At 46.5% G+C, this 18,500-nt stretch carries 18 protein-coding genes and 1 pseudogene; 6 read left to right on the top strand and 13 right to left on the bottom strand.

What is annotated here, in order from left to right; genetic code table 11:
• Nucleotides 1–13: 13 nt before the first annotated feature.
• From BDE36_RS05480 to BDE36_RS05470, 3 genes are all read right to left on the bottom strand, one after another.
• Nucleotides 14–817 (bottom strand): polysaccharide biosynthesis/export family protein, encoded by an 804-nt coding sequence (locus BDE36_RS05480; protein ID WP_141814046.1) that lies wholly within the window; start codon nucleotides 815–817, stop codon nucleotides 14–16.
• A gap of 298 nt (nucleotides 818–1,115) precedes the next feature.
• Nucleotides 1,116–1,373 carry a hypothetical protein gene (locus tag BDE36_RS05475; protein ID WP_141814045.1) on the bottom strand — a complete coding sequence of 86 codons (258 nt, stop codon included), beginning with the start codon at nucleotides 1,371–1,373 and terminating at the stop codon, nucleotides 1,116–1,118.
• 193 nt (nucleotides 1,374–1,566) lie between these two features.
• Nucleotides 1,567–2,076: a hypothetical protein gene (locus BDE36_RS05470; protein WP_141814044.1), complete on the bottom strand. Its 510-nt coding sequence runs from the start codon at nucleotides 2,074–2,076 to the stop codon at nucleotides 1,567–1,569.
• 88 nt (nucleotides 2,077–2,164) lie between these two features.
• Here BDE36_RS05470 and BDE36_RS05465 point away from each other — a divergent pair, with 88 nt between their 5' ends.
• Together BDE36_RS05465 and BDE36_RS05460 are read left to right on the top strand one after the other, a co-directional pair.
• Complete coding sequence (locus BDE36_RS05465; protein WP_141814043.1) at nucleotides 2,165–2,368, top strand: DUF2683 family protein; 204 nt, start codon at nucleotides 2,165–2,167, stop codon at nucleotides 2,366–2,368.
• Nucleotides 2,359–2,619 carry a Txe/YoeB family addiction module toxin gene (locus tag BDE36_RS05460; RefSeq protein ID WP_141814042.1) on the top strand — a complete coding sequence of 87 codons (261 nt, stop codon included), beginning with the start codon at nucleotides 2,359–2,361 and terminating at the stop codon, nucleotides 2,617–2,619. Before BDE36_RS05465 ends, BDE36_RS05460 begins: the two co-directional genes overlap by 10 nt.
• 27 nt (nucleotides 2,620–2,646) lie before the next feature.
• On the opposite strand, the gene BDE36_RS05455 is transcribed toward BDE36_RS05460, so the two are convergent.
• The 6 genes from BDE36_RS05455 to BDE36_RS05430 all read right to left on the bottom strand — a co-directional run bounded on the left by BDE36_RS05455 (nucleotide 2,647) and on the right by BDE36_RS05430 (nucleotide 7,185).
• Nucleotides 2,647–3,174: a CHAP domain-containing protein gene (locus BDE36_RS05455; protein ID WP_141814041.1), complete on the bottom strand. Its 528-nt coding sequence runs from the start codon at nucleotides 3,172–3,174 to the stop codon at nucleotides 2,647–2,649.
• 17 nt (nucleotides 3,175–3,191) lie between these two features.
• Complete coding sequence (locus BDE36_RS05450) at nucleotides 3,192–3,539, bottom strand: hypothetical protein (RefSeq protein WP_128769641.1); 348 nt, start codon at nucleotides 3,537–3,539, stop codon at nucleotides 3,192–3,194.
• Between the two features lie 125 nt (nucleotides 3,540–3,664).
• A complete protein-coding gene (locus tag BDE36_RS05445; RefSeq protein ID WP_141814040.1) occupies nucleotides 3,665–4,291 on the bottom strand; it encodes a DUF6266 family protein in 627 nt (208 codons plus the stop codon).
• A 59-nt stretch (nucleotides 4,292–4,350) separates the two neighbouring features.
• The gene (locus BDE36_RS05440; protein ID WP_141814039.1) at nucleotides 4,351–4,992 is read right to left on the bottom strand and encodes a DUF6266 family protein; all 642 of its coding nucleotides are present in this window, start codon (nucleotides 4,990–4,992) and stop codon (nucleotides 4,351–4,353) included.
• 412 nt (nucleotides 4,993–5,404) lie between these two features.
• Nucleotides 5,405–5,716 (bottom strand): helix-turn-helix domain-containing protein, encoded by a 312-nt coding sequence (locus tag BDE36_RS05435; RefSeq protein WP_141814038.1) that lies wholly within the window; start codon nucleotides 5,714–5,716, stop codon nucleotides 5,405–5,407.
• A 26-nt stretch (nucleotides 5,717–5,742) separates the two neighbouring features.
• Nucleotides 5,743–7,185: a GntR family transcriptional regulator gene (locus tag BDE36_RS05430; protein WP_141814037.1), complete on the bottom strand. Its 1,443-nt coding sequence runs from the start codon at nucleotides 7,183–7,185 to the stop codon at nucleotides 5,743–5,745.
• Between the two features lie 210 nt (nucleotides 7,186–7,395).
• On the opposite strand from BDE36_RS05430, the gene BDE36_RS05425 reads away from it, so the two are divergent.
• Together BDE36_RS05425 and BDE36_RS05420 are read left to right on the top strand one after the other, a co-directional pair.
• Nucleotides 7,396–8,571 (top strand): hypothetical protein, encoded by a 1,176-nt coding sequence (locus tag BDE36_RS05425; protein ID WP_141814036.1) that lies wholly within the window; start codon nucleotides 7,396–7,398, stop codon nucleotides 8,569–8,571.
• Nucleotides 8,572–8,901: 330 nt separating this feature from the next.
• Nucleotides 8,902–9,267: a hypothetical protein gene (locus tag BDE36_RS05420; RefSeq protein ID WP_141814035.1), complete on the top strand. Its 366-nt coding sequence runs from the start codon at nucleotides 8,902–8,904 to the stop codon at nucleotides 9,265–9,267.
• A gap of 61 nt (nucleotides 9,268–9,328) precedes the next feature.
• Here BDE36_RS05420 and BDE36_RS05415 read toward each other — a convergent pair whose 3' ends face one another.
• Genes BDE36_RS05415 through BDE36_RS05405 form a run of 3 tightly spaced genes read right to left on the bottom strand, consistent with a single transcriptional unit; the run spans nucleotide 9,329 to nucleotide 15,417 of the window.
• A complete protein-coding gene (locus tag BDE36_RS05415; protein WP_161987547.1) occupies nucleotides 9,329–10,687 on the bottom strand; it encodes a RagB/SusD family nutrient uptake outer membrane protein in 1,359 nt (452 codons plus the stop codon).
• A gap of 23 nt (nucleotides 10,688–10,710) precedes the next feature.
• Entirely contained in the window at nucleotides 10,711–13,953 is a 3,243-nt protein-coding gene (locus BDE36_RS05410; RefSeq protein WP_141814033.1) for a SusC/RagA family TonB-linked outer membrane protein, read from the bottom strand.
• Nucleotides 13,954–13,962: 9 nt separating this feature from the next.
• Nucleotides 13,963–15,417 (bottom strand): TlpA family protein disulfide reductase, encoded by a 1,455-nt coding sequence (locus BDE36_RS05405; protein WP_141814032.1) that lies wholly within the window; start codon nucleotides 15,415–15,417, stop codon nucleotides 13,963–13,965.
• Between the two features lie 658 nt (nucleotides 15,418–16,075).
• On the opposite strand from BDE36_RS05405, the gene BDE36_RS05400 reads away from it, so the two are divergent.
• Together BDE36_RS05400 and BDE36_RS05395 are read left to right on the top strand one after the other, a co-directional pair.
• On the top strand, nucleotides 16,076–16,675 hold the full coding sequence (locus BDE36_RS05400) for a hypothetical protein (RefSeq protein WP_141814031.1): 600 nt from the start codon (nucleotides 16,076–16,078) through the stop codon (nucleotides 16,673–16,675).
• 9 nt (nucleotides 16,676–16,684) lie between these two features.
• Nucleotides 16,685–17,392, top strand: coding sequence for a hypothetical protein (locus BDE36_RS05395; protein WP_141814030.1), 708 nt, complete (start codon nucleotides 16,685–16,687; stop codon nucleotides 17,390–17,392).
• Between the two features lie 12 nt (nucleotides 17,393–17,404).
• Here the strand turns inward: BDE36_RS05395 and BDE36_RS05390 are convergent.
• A pseudogene (locus BDE36_RS05390) lies at nucleotides 17,405–18,412 on the bottom strand (Rpn family recombination-promoting nuclease/putative transposase).
• Nucleotides 18,413–18,500: the final 88 nt, after the last annotated feature.

Genomic DNA, 18,500 nt, shown 5'->3' with positions numbered 1-18,500 from the left:
GGATCTTCTATAGTTACAATCGAGAAATGGCAATAATTAACACAGACAAAACAGAGGTTATAATAGCAAGTGTCTGTGTTCTAGCCGCATTATTGGCCGCCACTTTTCCTTTTCCAGGTTCTACATAGATTACATCGTTTTGCTTAAGATAATAATAGGGTGACTTGAAAATATCGGTAGAATTTAAATTAAATCTCACGAACTCTTTCTTGTCTCCATTGTCTCTAATTAACAATACGTTTTCCCTCTTTCCATAAATAGTAAGATCACCTGCCAGTCCGATCGCGTCGAGAATAGTTACTTTCTCGTTGGGAAGGGTATATGCTGCGGGTCTTGCAACTTCGCCTATTATGGTAATTTTATAATTAGCAAAACGTACTTGTACTGTAGGTTCCTTGAAATACTGCGAAGCCCTTTGTTGAATCAAATCCCTTGCTTGGAACGTCGTCAATCCAGAAAGTTTCATGCTTCCTAACATTGGAATAGTCACATTCCCATTCTTGTCAACTAAAAAGCCCGTAATCATTTGCGAGCCGGTTTGAGAAGCGGAACTCGAACCTATTACTGGCATTGATGACACTTGATTCAAAGCGGCGGTAGTTGTAGGGTCAATCGTTTGAACAGTAATGCTTAATATATCATCAGGTTGAATTATCGGGTCTTTAAATTCGGCCGGAACAACCTCTCTTAGCTTGGCTGTGTCAGGCAGGTCGGTAAAGTAAACTGATTTTTTCGTTACCACGCAGGAAGGTAAGATTAGGATTGCAAGTAAGGCCAGGATCAGGGAAAACCTGACTGTGAGCGTTTTTTTCAGCATATGAGAGTACTATTTTCTTTTTTTCAGTTCTTAAAACTCCTTTTTGAAGGATTTAAAAACAGCGCAATTTAACAATTTTTTTGATTTCCGTCACTTTTTTTAACAACTTTCGTCACATTATTATGTTTTACTGTTCTGTTTTTCAAAAAATAACAAATTCTTAAAATTGTTTTAACGATGTGAAAATTTGTGCAATTTTCTTAAAAATAGCCTTCTATGAACGCAATTATGATGTTTGCATACTATTTGTAAATAGAATTCGTTGGAATAGGTAAGAAGTTAAAGCCGAAGCGTTTTTTTAAACAGGCCTTATAAGATTGTTAAAAAGAAAGCCGAGTTCTCTCAAGAACTTCAGTTGACATCGTAAGCTATCGTCGGATTCAAGGTCCGGAGCGTCGAGCAAATTGTCGGATACAACCTGAGTCATTGTTTCTAATCCGTTACCAAGAATTGGCATAAATTCATCACAGTGCTTTAAAAAATCTTCGACGTCATGTAAGCGGATCAAGTCCTTTTCTTTAGTATCCCCAACTTGCTTTGTTGATTCAATTTCCATTTTTTGCGTTTATCTAAGTGAGTGGGGATTAGGTAATGCAAAAATATACTTTAACGTCGTTCCTGCAATTATCAGTTGTTTTACGTTCCACGCATAGCGCAGGTTTCATATAATTTTTCTCACTTATTCTATCTTCACAAACGGGATTCCACAGGCTTCATCACATAAATAGGCATGCGTATGGGCATCGTTGTCAATTTCTCTGCTTAAACACAACCAGGATCAGGCAAATTATACAGGATGCCAGGACTAACCACAGCCAGGCGTTATTGCTATGCTTCGTTTGCTTTTGCCGGGTGACCTCCGAGGCGCTGTCTTTCGTTTCAGCGTGACTAAGCAATGCGGTGTGCTGATCGGTTTGCTGATTCGCAGTGATTGAATCCTTTCCCGAACCGGCTGTTTTCAGCTTCCCGTGAATAATGATACGGGAAGCGGTTCCGCTGAAACCCTCTGCTGCGCTGTAATGAAAGTCGCCCAAGGGAAAAATCTCGGCAGTGTACCGATGATCGGATGAATCGGCAAACGTGAGTATGCGCGTTTGCTGCTGAATGCCGCTAAGCGCGCTGATTTGAACCTGACTGGCTTCCTGGCTGCTTGCACTGGACTGTTCTTCGGTTTGCTTGTTCTTTAGCACTGCACAGGAGGAAAGAAAGAGGAGAAAGAGGAGTGTGTGGCAGGTTGTGGGTTGTGAGTTGTGGGACATACTTATTGGGTTATGAATTATGAGTTATGAGTTATGGGTTGATTGCAACGGATTGATAAAAAGTAATTCTTTTTGTATTTTTGTTTATATGGAATCTTTTGTGGTACATACTGAAAATATTGAACAGGCAAAGACTGTTAAAGCTGTACTTAAAGCACTAAAAGTGAAATTTGAAAAGCTCAAGGGAGAGAAGTCATACAGTCCTGAATTCGTCGCAAAGATTAAGCAAAGCGAAAAGGATTTTGAAGAAGGGAATTATACAACCATTTCTCTTGACGATATATGGAAATAAAACTTGGCGCCCAGGCCAAAAAGGACTTAGAGTACTGGAAAAAGACTGGGAACCAAAAAGTTTTAAAACGTATTAGAACCCTTACCGAATCCATTATTAAAACCCCCTTCAGCGGTATCGGCTCTCCTGAACCACTTAAACATAACTTATCTGGCAAATGGTCCCGAAGAATTACCCTCGCAGACAGATACGTTTATGAAATAGATGATCATTCTCTTAAAATCCACTCTTTGAGAGGCCATTACGAATAACAGAAACTATTATCTCTAACCATACAACTATGGATAGCGTGCTACTTTATAGATGGAGGAAATTAGTCGTCGCTTTCTGTAAACGCCGTCGCCGTCACGACTACCTGCTTCGTTGGTGTTGCCTTCTACTGTAACAGCGTACTTATCTCCCCAGTCGTCTACAAAGCCGACGTGTGCAATGCGGCCTTTTTCGGGGAAGTATATGCCGAAGATGTCGCCGGGTGATGGATTGTGGGAACTTTCAACTTTCAGCTTTCTGGTCCATATAACCTTTCCTGCCGGAAACATACTGGGGCAATACCCGCTGCGGGGGTTGGCGATGCCTGCCTTGCCGAGACAATAGCACACAAACGCTGCGCACCAGGGATTTCCCTTTTTCAGTCCAACATACTTCAGATAGGCCTCTACCCTGTTCCCATCGTTCCGTCCGGTTGCTTCGCGAATGCCAAGTTCGGCGGTATAGATTTGCTGCAGACGGGTTGCGGGTTGTGAGTTGTGGCTTGCAGGCCTGAAGGCAAAAACACTTAGTAAAATGAATAATAGGATTATTTTCATGTTATTGTTATTTTAAGCTACACGAGTGCAGCGAGTGTAAGCACCATCCCGAACAGCAGCAGCAGGTAAAACGCCAGGTATATCAGCACCTTCTGAAGGGGCAGCAACGATGTAAATTCCTCTTCAAAGTACACTTCGGAGTATTCCGCAAATACAGGCCAGATAATCCGGATCACCCACCAGGTGATCGCTTTAAAAATGAGAAAAGACAGAACGGCCATCAGCACAATGCTTAGGATACCGGGATCAACCGGCGCTGAAGTGACATCAATATGGCGGCACAGCCAGGGAAATAAAAGAAACCCAACAAGGGACAAAAAGATCATAGAACCTTCGTGACGAAGGGAACAAATAATAGATTTCATAAAATAACAGCTTTTGGCTTTTAGCGATTGGCTATTAGCCGGTTTAACAATCAGTAAAAAATATCTTTTGATTAAAAAACTTTAAGCTCAAGAAGGCTTTTAGCTTTAGACTTTCAGCTTTCAGCTTAAAAATCCCCCAGATACACACTATCCGATGAGCGCTGCCCGTCTGCAGAAGCAAAAATAAAATACGCATGAAGTTTATCTTCGGCAAAAACTTCAGGAATGGAGATCGTCATCACTTCATCCCTGCGTACGGCCTCTCCCCGGCAAATAATGCTTGCATTATCGGAAGGGAAATGCAAAACCACGATCACCTCATCTTCATCCCGGCAATAGAAAGTGTTTCTCATATACTGATTTTCCCATGAAACTTTAACGTCGTAGCCTTCGCGTAAAAAAGAGATCCTCTGGGGTAAATAAATAGATCCGCGGCTTAACTGCACATCCTGGTAACGAATGGAAGTACCTTCGGATAAAATGTCCACCGCATTTCTCATCATATGACTGAACGCAGAACCAAAAGCCGTGTTTTTGATATACCTCCTGCGCTCCCAAACCTCTTCCACTAAAGACCGTAAAGAAGTAAGAAAATCACTGGTTGCGACCAGCTTCGCCTGGGTCCTGAGCTGTTTCTCCGAGGGAGGGGCTTTCCGTTCCGGCGCTTTTCTCACATAATTCTTCCCGCCGTAGGAATAATAAATCTTATCGCCAACCTTTCCTGAAATAACACCACGATAAATAGTAGCCATTGTTCAAAATTCTAGAGGGTTAAAAATGACCGGCCTTGTTTCAGGCCGGTCGGAGTTACTTAAAACACCGTTACAGTGCCGCAATAATCACTGAGGGAATTCTTCTTATCGTCCTGACGGGTAAAGAAGAGATACACGTGAACATCGTGTCCGCTAAAGGACTCGGGGACTTCGAACTCGAATTTGTAATCACCCCTCACTGCTTCGCCGGAGCTTGAAACTGCCAGATCATCTGCGGGGTCGTAAGCAACCAACGTAACTTTATCAGAAAGGCTCTGCGACTTTACCTTCTTCAGGTCGGCCCAGGTAACGTTGATGATTGCGGGAGCCGTACTCACCAGTTTAGCATTTTTAGAACGGATGAGCCGCCCCTTGCTCAACACCACCGACGGGAAATTGAGCACAAGATCCGGATACGTGCCGCCCACGGCTTTCACGTTCTCGCCCATGGCCAGGTTGAATGCTGTTGCACGACTGGTGTCCATGTTGCCGAACCCAAGGTTCACCTCGTCTTCCAGTTGCGCCAGGAAGTTGTACGTGAGTGCAAATGCTGCGCGCTGGATGATCTGCAACTGCGAAGGATCCTTCTTGCTGGTTTTAGCCAGCCCCCTGAGATATTTGATCGCACGCCAGCTGCTGGCTACTACATTGTCGATCTTTCCTGATATGGTGCCTATGACACCGGGCTTTAATTCTGCCATTTTATTAATAATTTAAATTTTGAAATTTGCCTTTCCTTTTTGATCACCCCTGCGGAAAGACCCAGGGGGACAACGATCTTTTGTACCGGTACGTCGCTGTTGACAGATCAAACGTAGCCAGGCAAAAGACGAGGTCAAATTCAGCTCCTTCCATTTCCCGGTTTTTTCCGCTTTTTTCCCGGTTTTTTCCGCTTCTCCGGCATGAAGAGCGTTTAAACATTTAATAACGAAGGAAAGCATACCGGTCCAAAACCGAATGAGGCTATCCACGTAGCATCTTGCCGCTCGCTCCCGTGCTTCTTCGGTTTTTATCGAAGAAGCACGGGAGAAAGACAAAGCATGGTAGCTAAGTGGTGGCTTTCCACTCTGAAGCATTTCTGAAGCGGGTGCGAAGCGGATGTCCTCATACCGGTTAGCGCCCGAAACGAGTATGCCCGTACTTCAACACTTTCGACCTGGCATATAGCTTCCTTCCTCTTATGGTATCGGGTTCCAGTTCGCCGCTCAATTTCCAGTTTCTCACTGTTTTTACATCTACCGAAAGTAGAATAGCAACTTGCTTCGCTGTAAGGTAGGTTTCCTTTTCATCTGATTTGATAAGGGCCTGGAAATCGGACTGCATTTCCTTTTGACATTGATTCATCTCCTGCATAATAGCACGGATGTCGCCAAGGATTTCTACTAAATTGAAAACGTTTTTAGTTAAACGGACAATTTCACGCATAATATGGGTTTGGTTTATTAGAATTTTTAAAGCAGTTTAGCAAGCCCTCCGAAGAGGCGCGCCCAGCAGGTTTCATCGTGACAGGCAAATCCGGCATGCAAGGCTGTTACCGAACCGTCCACTATTATTGACTGTCCGTTGTTATAGTCGATGAAACCGCTTTCTTTGATAAGCGGCAGTAACAAATCAACCCGTACGGCTCTTTTGAAGCCAATCCACAAGGAAAGACCGGCCAGCGGTAATACGATGCACGCTTTAGTCGATAATTGTTCTTCAAACAAGCATTGTATGGTCCGTAACCGGGCCGAGTAAAATCTTATAAATTTCCCGGCACGGGTTTCGTTTCCATACAAGTTCAGAAAGCGGATCAGTGCCAACGCCTTCCGCATGTTTATAGATAAGCCAAGCGCCTTTGCCTTCTCATTCATCCGTTTGATAAACGGATTCGCTCCCGTTATCACTTCGTAGCCATCTATAGCCCACACCAGGCAGCTCAATCTGCTGATATGAATCACTCTTCCCTGATGGCGTTTCCCTCCGACGGGAATGTATGGGCGGCTGAACCAGAACTCGCAGGCATCGTCCTGAGCGATGAGTACAAATTTATACCGGAGTGACAGGTCGACCAGTTCGTCCCGCCTTTTCTCCGACATCGTTACATTTTGTGGAAAGGCCGCCGGAGGCCGTACAAAGACAGCTTTAACGTTCTGCTCCTGGCAGATTTGCTCAACCTTGCTGGTAAGGATTCCTTCCCGGTCGTAACCTGCAGGTTTCAGACAGGCGGGAATACCGAGAAAAGCATCCCGTGCCGGAATGTCGAGCAAGGAAGCCACCACTACACAGTCCCCCGGCGATAGCAATGTACTTGCCATCAGCGGTAGCGCTATTCCCGGGGGAAGTAACAACCGCTGGCCAGGACGGGTCTCAATGCCCCTCTTTTTCAAAAGCGCTCCGAGGAGTTCGTCAAGCACCTCCTCCGCATCTTTTTCAGTTTCCGCTGCTCTCACGGAGTGTTTCTTTGGAGGATCAAACAAGGCTTGCATAATGTTAAGATATTCCTTAAAGTTGAGCTGTTCGGGCCCAGGGGAATCAGCCCCTATCTTCAGAAAACTAATGTGCCCGGTTTCACACCCCGTGCTATAGGCAGGCTGATCATCCTGAAATGAAAACGGTACCAAATCGGTCCACTCAGGCTGGGGCGAGCTGCCGCCCTGGATACGGGCCACATAAGTGCCTAAATGCGCCCGGGTCACCAAATACCCGTCAAACTGAAGCTTCAAATAAGCATCCTTTACCGTTCCAAGCGATACGCCCAGCTTTTTACTTAATTTCCGGAGGGGCGGTACTTTTTCTCCAAGTTGCAAATGCCCGTTGTTCATTGCCTCCAGGCATCTTGTTACAATTTGTTCAACAAGGGAGTGGGTTCGGTCTAGCGGAGTCTCCCAAAGTGCTTTCCATTTATCTGGCATGCGATAATAGTATAGTGTTTAATAGCGAGAGTGTTCATCCAGATAGCGCAGGCAATTAATAAAATAGATGATAAAATTCAAAGGTATTTAGTGCAAATATGGGCTTAAAACAAGATGTATCACTCAATTTATGCCAGCGTGTGTCAGTATTTACAGATATCTCATGCTTTATATTGCAATAAACGTTACACAAAACAACAAAAACCTGAAATGTTAACAGAAATCCGTCTCCTAAAAGATCTTATCGGCGAAATAACAAAAAGAAACTCTAAAAGGCTTTCAGATGAAGCCTTCGCCAGCGAATTACTTGAACCTTTAACCACCGAGTGCCAGCGCCTGAAAGCCGCCATTTACGAATTGTATAAAAAAGCCCCCGACAAGCAAACAGCCGCCTGGGACCTCAATAATTATCATGCGGCGTTGGTGGCGATTGCGAATAAAATTACACGCCAGCTTCCGGAGGAAGAACTGACAATCATGAGCAAGTCCGCAGCCACGGGAGATGACAATAATCCCTTGTTGTACTGTGTTTACTGCCTCGCCGACCTGCTGAATTGTAATGAAATGTGTTACAGGGGAATACTGGACTTTAAGCAACCGGTGCCTCACCTCTTTGTGCTGAGGATGAATGAACTGTTGACGGCTCAGCTCCCTGCAATAAAAGAAGGCCTCAAAAAGAAAGATGTTGCCGCCTGGATCATCCGGGAGATAGAAAGTGGTCTGAACAGTGTGGTCAGGCGAACTTTCCCGGCGCTGAACTATCATGACTATTCGTATTTTCAAACGTTTGTACCTGAGCTTAGCCGCTTCGCAGCTGATACACGCCATAAGGACTGGACGAAAAGGACGCTGCTCTTTATGCTGAAGTTCAATTTTAATCACATTGGGTTGTTTAACCGCTGGAGTGACGACATCCGGAGAAGCCTCTCAGCCAGGGGAAACCGCAAACATCAGATCCACTTTCTCGACCGCGAGACAGAGCTACTGAACCACACCCGCCCCTTTCCCAACCTCGCCTATAACTGGTTTTCTCCTTCGCTAAAGGAGCATTTCCTATCGTTTTTAGTTCTCCGGAAACAGGCGGCAATCAATGAGATAGAAGCAGCAAAAAAGGACGATGTTGTCCATCTCCGGATGCGTCAGTCGGTAGACTGGCTTTCTGTTGATTTCAATTACAGGTATAAGCTAAACCTGTTCGACTACCGCACAAAAGAAGAGGCTGCCGCCGTTTATGCGGTGGTACACTCCACTCCGCACACCAGCCAGATCAGCGCCCATTCCATTCAAAAATCTGATAAAACCAGGCTCATCGGATCGGCAGTGGAGTACCGGCGCATGCTGCAAAAGATTATTGAGATGATCGGTAAAGATTTCGGCTTTAGCTAAAAAGGAGGGGGTATTGATATTCTGCCCCTTTCTTTGGGGCTGAAAGTTCCAGGAAGGCCATTTTTGATTTTGCTCGTCTCCCCCTCTCCTGCCTCTAGCCTTTCAATAACAGCGTTTTCATGACCTCCCAGTGGTGGGTTATCAGCACTTTCCTTTGTATCAAAGAAAGGAGGTGAAGAGAAAAAAGCAATCAAACAAGCAACAGAAAGGGCACCTGCAGCAGGCGTACTTTTCAGGATCCTGCCCCAGCTTAGGCAGTGTATAATTAATCTACTTGTTCACTTAAGTTTTTTCCGTGCTTTTTTGATGTATAAAAAGTGCGCTTTACAAATGAAAAAGTTACTTTCTGTTTTAGGGATCTTTGTATTCCTTTTTACTACCGTGATGGTTTATGCTTTAACCCGGAATGAAAAAAGCATCGTTAAAAACAGCCGCAGAGCTTCCTTCTACTTCCAGTACACCGGAACGCCGGGCAATGAAGCCGACAGAACGCTGTGGCAGAATATCACTTCGGGAGAGCCTCAATGCGAAGGGGTCAATGACGGCTGCCTGATAGAAGTGGATGAAGCTTATACCGCTTTGAGCGGGTCATCGCGGGTGCTTACTCAAAACGTCCCTGTAGTTACTTCGGGCGCCCACAAAAACCCGGATACTTCAAGCCCAATGATCGTTAACGCGTTTAATAAAAATCCCTGATGCCCTCTGTTGCTGAATAAAGCGGGCAGCGAATTCTGCCCGCTTTTTTTTTTCAGGGGCCTTAAGCCGGGTTTTGCGCCACGCCTGTAATCCTTACCACATCGGCAGGCAAAGGAAGGGCAAACCGGTTGCTGTTGGGCGCAAGGCGGTATTCCTGCCCGTTCACGTTTCTTTTCAACTCAATCCCCCGCCCCTCTTTATTGAGCCTTTTAATATCCATCCACCGCAGCCCTCTGAACAGCAATTCCTTCCTTCTTTCTTTCAGGATTATGGAGAGCGCGCCTTCGGCGTTTTCTGCGGTGATGTCCCGGTAGACAACGGTATTTTTCCACCTGTTTTTCATCAGGGTGTTCAAATCGGCCAGTGCATTTTCCTTATCCCCGGCACGTGCCCGGCACTCCGCCCGCACCAGCATCATTTCGTCGGTGGCTATTCCGGTAAATAAGGGCCTGCTGGCAAGGGTACGGCTCACGTATGAGCCCTTAAACTGCTGGTATCCCCCCGTAGTGGTGAAGAACACCTGCTTTCTCAGGTCATCGTTATCATACGACCTGTAGAGCAGCGTATCTGCCCTGGCATTACTGGGCGAAATGTTGGTGAAGGTATAGCTGGTGATGTCGGCGTGAAATATCACCTCTTTGTTAAAACTTTGAAAGGGCGAAGAGGCCGTGGCTGAAATGCCATTATAATCCATCAGGTCGTTTTTTATCTTCAGACACTGGTCGGCATAGTCATAAGCCTGTTCATACCGGCGCATGGAGAGGTAGGTCCGGGCAAGAAGAGCAAAGGCCGCAGCCCGCGACGGGCGCAGCACGTGCGTTGAAAGGCCGGGCAGCAATGGAACGGCTGCTTCCAGGTCGCGGATGATCTGCTCATACGTTTGCCCGGTGCTCGCCCTGACAGAGGGAACATTGAAATCGGTGCCCAGGCGTAAGATAATCCCTTCGTCCTGCGCTGCTGTTTCCGGGTCGTAGGCTTTGCTGTACATCCATGCGAGTTTCAGAAAAGTCCATGCGCGGAAGAACAGCGCCGATCCTTTTACATTATCCCATTCGGCAGCATTTTTTTTGGTCCGCTCTATCTTTTCAATCTCTTCCAGGCATACATTGGCATTATACACCACTACGTATGCATTGGCCCAGTCGTTCACCCATTCGTATTCGTCGAGTTGCCATACATAGGCTTTCCGGCCGTTCTCTCCTACCGCATTATAACCGGTTTGCGGCAGGAAGTAATCATCTGCCGAGGCTTCATCAAAGGCAGGGCTCTTCTGGTTCATATAATCCGAGCGGTCGAGCAGAGCCTGAAGGTCTCCGATCGTTTGTGGTGTGGTTACCGAGCTATCGGGCTTGGCCTCCAGGTACTTTTTGCAGGATATCGCACTCAGGGCGAGTACAAGGAAAAATACGATTCTTTTCATGATCATTTTTTGATATTGTCAGTTTAAAAAGTGGCCTTTAATCCGAGTGTGAATGTCTTCAGCGGGGCAAGAGTTGCCGGGTAATCCGGATCGAGCCCATCTTTATTTTCACGCCAGAGGATACCCAGGTTGGCCGCGTTTCCGTAAAGCTGAAATGCCTTCAGCGAGAGCCGCCTGAGTATGCCGCCCCTGAGTGAATAGCTGCAATTGATATACTGCAGGCGCACATGATCGCCTTTCCTGACCGTGGCTTCCGAGTAGAGGTAAAGCTGATCGCGGTTTGAATTGGCCGGATAGGTCATGGATGGAATATCTGTAAAAGCCTCGTCGCCGGGCTTCTGCCACCTGGATGCAAAATCGGGGTGTCCTATTCCCTGGCTAAAGAACTGGTCGTAGCTAAAGGATGGTTTTCTGAAATAGTAGCCTGATTTCCACGACAGGTTCACTGAAAGGGTAAAATCGGCATACTGAAAGGAGTTGATAACAGAACCGGTAGTGACCGGGATGGCCGGACCATGATAAACGATGGAGGTGCTCCGGGCGCCTTTACTGTTCAGATCGGCAATGATCTTATCGTATTCCGTGCTGAGCTGCCCCTCCAGGTAGCCTTGCGGATTGCCCGAGCCGTCCAGGCCTGCCCAGCGGAAACTGGCGATGGCATAGAGCGGCATACCTTCCAGCGGGGTAATGGCATTGCCATTCCCTACAATGCCGCCCGAGTATCCTTCGCCGCCGTAGTAGCGGGTGGTCTTGCTCTTATTGTAACCGGCAAACAGCTGCGTGCTCCATTTGAAAAGCCTGTCGATATTTTTGCTTGCCAGGGTAATATCCACACCGCGCCCGCTCATGGAGGCAACATTCCGGGTGATCACATTGGTGAGCCCCCAGGTGGTATAATCGTAGGCTTCGGGGCCATACAGGTCTTTCCCCTGTTTCCGGTAGTAATCAATGCTGCCGGAAATAACGTTCCCGGAGAAGGAGAAATCGGCCCCGATGTTAAACTGCCCTATTTTCTCCCAGCGCAGCTCCGGATTGTTCAGTTGCTTGACCATGGCCTGGGGGAAATTAGTATAGGTATTATTGGGTGCATAGGTAATGATGGTGCTGGCCGAGCGTGCCAGGTCGGCATTGCCCTGGTACCCATAGGTAGCCCTGAATTTCAGATAGGGCAAAAGAGGCAGGTGGTAAAACGACTCCTGCGAAATATCCCAGCCCAGGCCTGCCGACCAGAGCGGTTTCCATTTATCGTTGGTTGTTAACCCAAACAAGTTGGAGGCGTCCCTCCTGGCGCTCAGCGACAGAATATACCGCGAGCGGAAGGTATAGGCCATATTGGAGAAAACGGAAACGAAGCGGTTGAGCGTGCCTGTCACTGAGCCACCACCGGGTACTTTCTGGTTGCTGCCAGTGATCAGCGATGGATACGAGTTGACGAAATCGGTATAGGCCACCAGCAGCGGGTTGGACTGATAGCCATAATTGAAAGCGGATTGCCCGCTGGTTTCGGCCGAGCGGACCTCGCCGCCTGCAATGCCAGTAAGAGCATGCGGCCCCCAGCGTTTGTCGACATTTATCAGGGCCCTGGTATTATGCGACTGAAGGATACTTTGGGTTGTACTCAGGATCCCGCCCTGGGGAACGATATATTTCACATTTCCGGTGACCGGATCGATCTGGCTGAAGGTGTTGACGATGTTTCTCGCCGCATAGCTTTCCGCGTCCTGAATGGTTTCGTCAGCCGAAGTCTGCCGCTCGTACTGGTACCTGATCTCTGCCTCCAGCCAGGGGAACAGTTTATACCTCAGCCCCAGACCGGCTGTGAGATCGTGAAGGGAGTTTTCCGATGCGGAATTCTTGTAATCCTCCAATGGATAATATGACCAGTCGGCCAGCTTACCCTGGCTAACCCTGTCGGTATAGGCTTTACTAAATTCGGTTTCTACAGCGAGTGCATTCCCCTCACTGTCGGCAAAGTCGAGATATGGTACACTTCGGGTTCCCACTTTAATGCTGTTATAGGAGGGCCGGCCGCTGTGGCTTTCACTTCGGGTATAGTAAATGCCCAGGTCTATATTCAGCCCTTTTACCGGGTTGTACAGATTGCTTAACCTGAAATTGGCCTTGTTGTACGTACCGTAGGTCTCACCCGTATTCCGGTCATAGGATCCGGAAAAGGAATAAGCGTTCCTGGCTGTCCCTCCCGAAATCCCTAATGAATACTGCATGGTGAGCGGCCGCTGATAGAAATAGCGCAGGTAATCATCGCGGCTGTCGGTCTGTTTTAATGCCGAGATCTGCGCAGCCGAGTCGGCACCCGAAATCAGGTTGTTCTTTCTGTTGAGGAATACCTGGACGGCAGGGCTCAGAGCGCTATAGGGCTGAAAATCGATGATATTATTGTAATACCCTTTACCAAAAAGCATTTCTTCCACATCGATGTAGTCGGCCGGTGCCATTACAGGCAGGGAGAACAGATCGGGCTTTCCGGAGCTTATCAGTGCTGAATGAAACGACAAGGCTGTTTTCTGGTTCAGCTTTGCTTTCTTTGTCCGGATCACAACCACGCCGTTTCCCGCCCTGGCCCCCCAGATAGAAGCCGCCGCCGCATCTTTCAACAGGGTGATGCTTTCGACGTCGTTGGGGTTGATGTTATTGATATCCCCCTCGTAGGGAAAGTTATCCAGAACAATTAAGGGGTCCTGAGGTCCGTTTATGCTGCTTAGTCCGCGGATGTTGAAACTGAGCTTACGCTGGGCGTTGCCGCTGGCCTTGGTATCAAAAGATACGCCTGCTGCCACAGAGGCCAGCCGGTTCAGAATATTTGTGCCGGTTTGCTGGTTCAGCAGGCCGCTGTCCACCTGCGTAAACGATCCGGTTGCCCGCTCGCGTGGGATGGTCTGATAGCCGGTTGCTACTACTTTCACTTCGGCTATTTCAACAGAAACGGGCTGCAGCGCTACCCGGAACTCTTTGTCGGGGCTGATCGTATCTACCCTGAACTTTGCAGGCTTATATCCGATACAAGTCACCTGCATTATTTCCCCGGGACTAGTGATGCGGATAATAAACTGCCCGGAGGGGCTGCTGCTGGTACCTTTGCCCTCGTTTGTAAGAATGATCGCCGCGCCTTCTACAGGCCGCTGCCCGTCTTTTGAAACTACCCTCCCCCGCAGAAACCGGGGATAGGCGTTTTGCTGGCACCAGGCCACAAAGGGCAGGAAAAATAATACAGCGGTAAAGATGTGTTTGTAAAGTTTTGATTGCATGATGGGGATTTAATTTTTTAAGATGGCTACCGGTACTTTTCGTACGGTTTTGAAAACCCGGATTCCGTAAGGTTTGAGCCATGCGGAGATCGCAGGAAGGTCATAATCATAAAATTTTGTTGGCAGGGGCAGGTCAATCGTGCCTTTGAAACTGGTTTCATCTATAACCGGCACCGGCGAGGTTCTGCTGAGCAGTTCGGCAAGGATGCCTGCGGGTTTGTTCTGTATGAATTTATGGAGCAGGTTCTTTGCCGCCTCAACCCTTTGCGGCCCGCCTTTGCTGCGGTACTTTTCCAGCGTGTTGTCGTTGGCAACTACCCACACTTCCAATTGCCTTTCCTCCCGCTCTACCGTTATGTTAAAGGCGGCTCTCAGGTCGCTCTGCATTCTTGCATGAAAGTTTACGGCCTGCACCGCGGGGACAAGCAGCTCGTAACAATACCGGTTACTATAATTTGAACTGTTTTCCCTGAACCGCTCCGGTTCCAATGCTTCAATAAGGATACGGTTATCCGGCAGGTTGAGCTCCTGGGGGTAAGCGATGTGGTAAAGAGTGATCAGGGGCTGGTTAAAGAAATAATACCGGAGGGCTCCGCTGACGCTGTCTTTGCTTTTGCCGCTCGATGAACCGATCCCTTCTATGTACCTGGTGATCGATGAGCGGAGCAAAACGTCGCTCTCTGCTATACTTTGGCGGAACGTGGCGGGATCTTTGGGGTTAAAGCCGGTATTGTCCTGTTTGGTATGGATCCTCACTGACCGTCCGCTTAGTACCTGTTCGATGTTCGCGGCGTCTACTTCGGCTGCCGAAGTAATTGCCACCACTTTATCCTGATAGATCCAGGCATAGTGCGGAACGTACCGGTGCGGGAATAAGGCAGATAACAAGGTATCCTGCATTACGAGGGGCAAGTGAAGCTGTTCGCCGGTTTGCTGCTCGTGGCGCTGCAGAAAGGCTTTGATCTTCAGTTCGGTGTCGCCCGTGGATCGCGCGTTGACCAACAGCACCTTCAGGGAACTGCCAAACCGGTCCTGCAAATGCTGCATCTTAGGAAAGGCTTCGATACAGGCACCACACCAGGTTGCCCAGAAATCGAGGATGATGAGTTTGTCGCGGTAGTCATTGAGGCTAAGTGATGTTTTATTTGCTGGCTGACCGGCCAGCTGCAATGGGAGCTGCCAGGCATTTTCGGGGATGGTATCGCCAACCTGAAGCCCCTTTTGGGGAGCCTGCGCAAAGGATGAAACGATTTGCGACAGCGAGAGAATGATAAGAAGGATGAGATATCCGATAACAAGGGCACGGCCTAAGAGCTTATCATTATTCGGCGCAGAGGTGCTATGAAAGTTTTGTTCCTTTTCGCTTTCGTCTCTTTGCTTTAAAAGTGCTTTTTGCTTTGAGCTTCGGACTTTCCTTTTTAGAAAGGGCAATAGGATTCCTGTGGAGCCTGTTTTTGGCTTCATTGATGTAATGATTAAGATTTTAAAATGAATGATTGAGAAAGATCTTCATCAACAGGCGCGCCCTGATGTTGCGAAGTAATTACTTGGTTTAAAAGTAAAATCACTCAGGAGCGGTAATAATGTTCTTTAGGAAAGATTTACGGAAGTAGGGTAATCTGAGAATCCGACAGCAGGACAAACCGAACAGGGATGAGAAATTGGCCCGTCTGGATTTAACATTAAATCTCCTTGGGGATACTGAAACTGTTGTCGGTCTTTCGTTCATTATTATTTAAAATAATGAACCTCAGAGTACAGGCGGCAAAAAGCCGGGCTCCTATCTTCCGAACAGCAAGGTTCCGACGCCTCTCAAGACGGATACGATAGTCGCCCAGGCTATAGGATGCTAATATAGCACATTTTAGCCAGGGCATTTGAAATCTATCGCCTCTCTTGAATCAAATTTGTCGGAATTTGCTGTAGAGGTTCTTAATTCAAATACCTTACTGGTATATTTTATTCCAAAATTGAATAATTTACAAGCATTGATTTCATTTTACAAGAAACAGGTAAAATATTCACTTAAATCATTTATTATCAATACAAATATATCATTTTTAATTTATAAAATATATAATCATAGTAAATTATATAGAGCCAAATTTTTTTTGCTTCGGATATGGCAAAAAAAGGGCGTAAACCATCAAAAAAAACTTTATCGAAAAAAATTACTGCTCCTGATTTATTTGCTCTAAATAAAGTTAAACAGTACAGGGAAGAAAGAGAGGTTAGTCAGACAGACATTAACGTCACCACAGAATTAAGCATCGGAGCAATTGGAAAGATTGAAAATCCAAGCACTACAGATAAATACAACTTCGGCCAACTTAATGACCTCGCTAGACACTTTAATGAAAAAACTAGCGAAGACAAGGATTCAGCCAATCACGATCCTTATTACAAAAATCTAGGCGAAGTGTCTCTTCATGATTTTTTACCTCTTGAACCATTGCTGGCGCAAAATAAAGTACCAAAGTCCATTGCCGACGATGTGAAAGCAGGGGGTATTGAGAAAGCTGTTTCAATTTTAATCGAAAACGGCTTTTTTGACAGTGAATATATGCCAGGCGATGCGATACATAAAAAATGCGAAGAAGTAGTTCAGAAGAAACTATTAATAGATTCAGTCCGCACAAGGTTGAATATCCTCTATACGCAAGGAGTTCTGGATCGTAAAAAAATGGGATCGGACAATACATATCATTATAAAAAACTTTAGTATTGTACCATGGCTACGGTTGCCAAAGTATTTTATTCAACGTATGCAATCTTACTTGAGATCGCCTACCGCGCCTGGAATGTGCGGCACAAATATGGCTTTTCTATCGGGGATATGGCTTTCCTGATGGATACACCTTTATCGTTTCTCAAAAAAATTGAAAACCCTACACTTAACGTTCCTCCTTCTTCTCTGAAAACCAATGCCGGGGAATATCAACTGCCGTCCAAACAAAAAATAGCATACTATAATTTAGACCAGATCGACTTCATCCGGGGCATATTTACAGACGAGCCACTGGAAGTTTTGGTTCCCTCTGCCCCTCTTCCCAATGACCGGATCGATGTAGAAGTAGTATGCCAAAAAAGCACCGGCAGCCGGAAGATTACCATTAACCTAAAAGACGAACAAGGCAAGCCCGAACTCCTTTACGATTTTGATAAAAGTACCATTACAAAGACCGGCCCCCGCTTGCTCTCTGATCAGGATAAGCTACGGGAATTAATCTCAGCCCGCTTGTCTGGCAGCTTCTTCTCAAAACCACAAATGGCCGTTGAAATATTCCGGGACATTTATTTTAAAGATAAAATTCTCTGCAAACCCGTGGCACTGGAAAAAGCGTTAGGCTTTTTCACGTCAAAACGAAAAGGTATCCGGCTAAAGAAAACCAAACCGAAGAACGGGCATACGGTGTTTGTGAGGGAGGAGGTTGTGTAGTTCTGCTCGCCCTTACAGGTTTTTTATCTCTTCTTCTGAAAGGTCTGTGAATTTCAGGATTTGGTAAATGGGAACCCCTTCTTTCTTCATTTCTCTGGCAATAGCTACTGCTTTTTCATGAGCACCTTCTGCTTTTCCTTCTGCTTTTCCTTCTGCTTTTCCTTCTGCTTTTCCTCTTGCCTCAGCCTGGAACTCAGCATATTTTATGGTATTCTCATAATCCCATTTTGCGAATGGTATGCTTTCATTGGCACGCAAGAGATCGCTATCGCTAAGTTTTGCTTTTAAGCTGGCTTCATACATCATTCGTTCCTCCTTATTTAGTCTGCTTACTTCGGCAATACTGAACAACTTCTGAAAGATCCTTTTATTCAGCAATGCCGGTATCTTATTCAGTTTACTTAAGTTCTTTAGCAGGAACAGCCAACGGTCTACATCGGTTTGCAGCTCCTCTTCCGATTTATCAAAAATAGGCAATTTATCAGAAACTATCAGTATTCAATGGCCTGATAGAGCCCTTCGGGGTTCGATGAATTTATACTGCAACTTATTGTAAAATATTTCTCCTGTTTCTCTGTCTGTCAGAAAGATATCACGGATATACCGTCCCGGAACCACAGGCGTTTCCTCCAGTTTAAACTCCAGCAGGCCAATCATGTATACTCCCGTCAGCTTATAATCCCAGCTTGGCCCTCCCGCCGGTAACTGCCGGTTAATAGCACGGGAGACATAAAACACTGACCGGTCGCGGAAGAAAAACTGAGAGGCCCGCTGCATTTCCACGATAAAATCCTCACCCTGATCGTCCCGGCACATCAGGTCAAAAAATACTTTTTTGTGTTCATCGGTATCACCGATCTGTTCTGTGGGCAAATAAACCAGATCTATTATTTTCTTTTTCCCTTCGAACAGGGCATTCAGAAAGTCTATTAAAAGTGCTTTATTCTGTTCACTGAAATAAAATTTAAAGCCGAAATCGCTCAGGGGATCTATAAAACGGCCTTTTAGTGGTTCGTCCATTGCTGTAAATAATGGTTTGGTATGGCAAGTTAGCGGTTCGTTTATAGAGATAAAATGACGGTCGTCATTTTATCTTGGGTTTTTATGA

It is taken from the genome of Arcticibacter tournemirensis, from assembly GCF_006716645.1.
GTDB classification, from domain to species: Bacteria; Bacteroidota; Bacteroidia; order Sphingobacteriales; family Sphingobacteriaceae; genus Arcticibacter; species Arcticibacter tournemirensis.
The sequence above is the reverse complement of the archived record's forward strand: the minus strand, read 5'-3'. Positions and strand labels throughout refer to the sequence as shown.

Excerpts from the sequence above, each read along its gene's own strand:
- BDE36_RS05480 (WP_141814046.1), bottom strand. The coding sequence starts at position 817 with ATGCTGAAAAAAACGCTCACAGTCAGGTTTTCCCTGATCCTGGCCTTA.
- BDE36_RS05475 (WP_141814045.1), bottom strand. The coding sequence starts at position 1,373 with ATGGAAATTGAATCAACAAAGCAAGTTGGGGATACTAAAGAAAAGGAC.
- BDE36_RS05470 (WP_141814044.1), bottom strand. The coding sequence starts at position 2,076 with ATGTCCCACAACTCACAACCCACAACCTGCCACACACTCCTCTTTCTC.
- BDE36_RS05465 (WP_141814043.1), top strand. The coding sequence starts at position 2,165 with ATGGAATCTTTTGTGGTACATACTGAAAATATTGAACAGGCAAAGACT.
- BDE36_RS05460 (WP_141814042.1), top strand. The coding sequence starts at position 2,359 with ATGGAAATAAAACTTGGCGCCCAGGCCAAAAAGGACTTAGAGTACTGG.
- BDE36_RS05455 (WP_141814041.1), bottom strand. The coding sequence starts at position 3,174 with ATGAAAATAATCCTATTATTCATTTTACTAAGTGTTTTTGCCTTCAGG.
- BDE36_RS05450 (WP_128769641.1), bottom strand. The coding sequence starts at position 3,539 with ATGAAATCTATTATTTGTTCCCTTCGTCACGAAGGTTCTATGATCTTT.
- BDE36_RS05445 (WP_141814040.1), bottom strand. The coding sequence starts at position 4,291 with ATGGCTACTATTTATCGTGGTGTTATTTCAGGAAAGGTTGGCGATAAG.
- BDE36_RS05440 (WP_141814039.1), bottom strand. The coding sequence starts at position 4,992 with ATGGCAGAATTAAAGCCCGGTGTCATAGGCACCATATCAGGAAAGATC.
- BDE36_RS05435 (WP_141814038.1), bottom strand. The coding sequence starts at position 5,716 with ATGCGTGAAATTGTCCGTTTAACTAAAAACGTTTTCAATTTAGTAGAA.
- BDE36_RS05430 (WP_141814037.1), bottom strand. The coding sequence starts at position 7,185 with ATGCCAGATAAATGGAAAGCACTTTGGGAGACTCCGCTAGACCGAACC.
- BDE36_RS05425 (WP_141814036.1), top strand. The coding sequence starts at position 7,396 with ATGTTAACAGAAATCCGTCTCCTAAAAGATCTTATCGGCGAAATAACA.
- BDE36_RS05420 (WP_141814035.1), top strand. The coding sequence starts at position 8,902 with ATGAAAAAGTTACTTTCTGTTTTAGGGATCTTTGTATTCCTTTTTACT.
- BDE36_RS05415 (WP_161987547.1), bottom strand. The coding sequence starts at position 10,687 with ATGAAAAGAATCGTATTTTTCCTTGTACTCGCCCTGAGTGCGATATCC.
- BDE36_RS05410 (WP_141814033.1), bottom strand. The coding sequence starts at position 13,953 with ATGCAATCAAAACTTTACAAACACATCTTTACCGCTGTATTATTTTTC.
- BDE36_RS05405 (WP_141814032.1), bottom strand. The coding sequence starts at position 15,417 with ATGAAGCCAAAAACAGGCTCCACAGGAATCCTATTGCCCTTTCTAAAA.
- BDE36_RS05400 (WP_141814031.1), top strand. The coding sequence starts at position 16,076 with ATGGCAAAAAAAGGGCGTAAACCATCAAAAAAAACTTTATCGAAAAAA.
- BDE36_RS05395 (WP_141814030.1), top strand. The coding sequence starts at position 16,685 with ATGGCTACGGTTGCCAAAGTATTTTATTCAACGTATGCAATCTTACTT.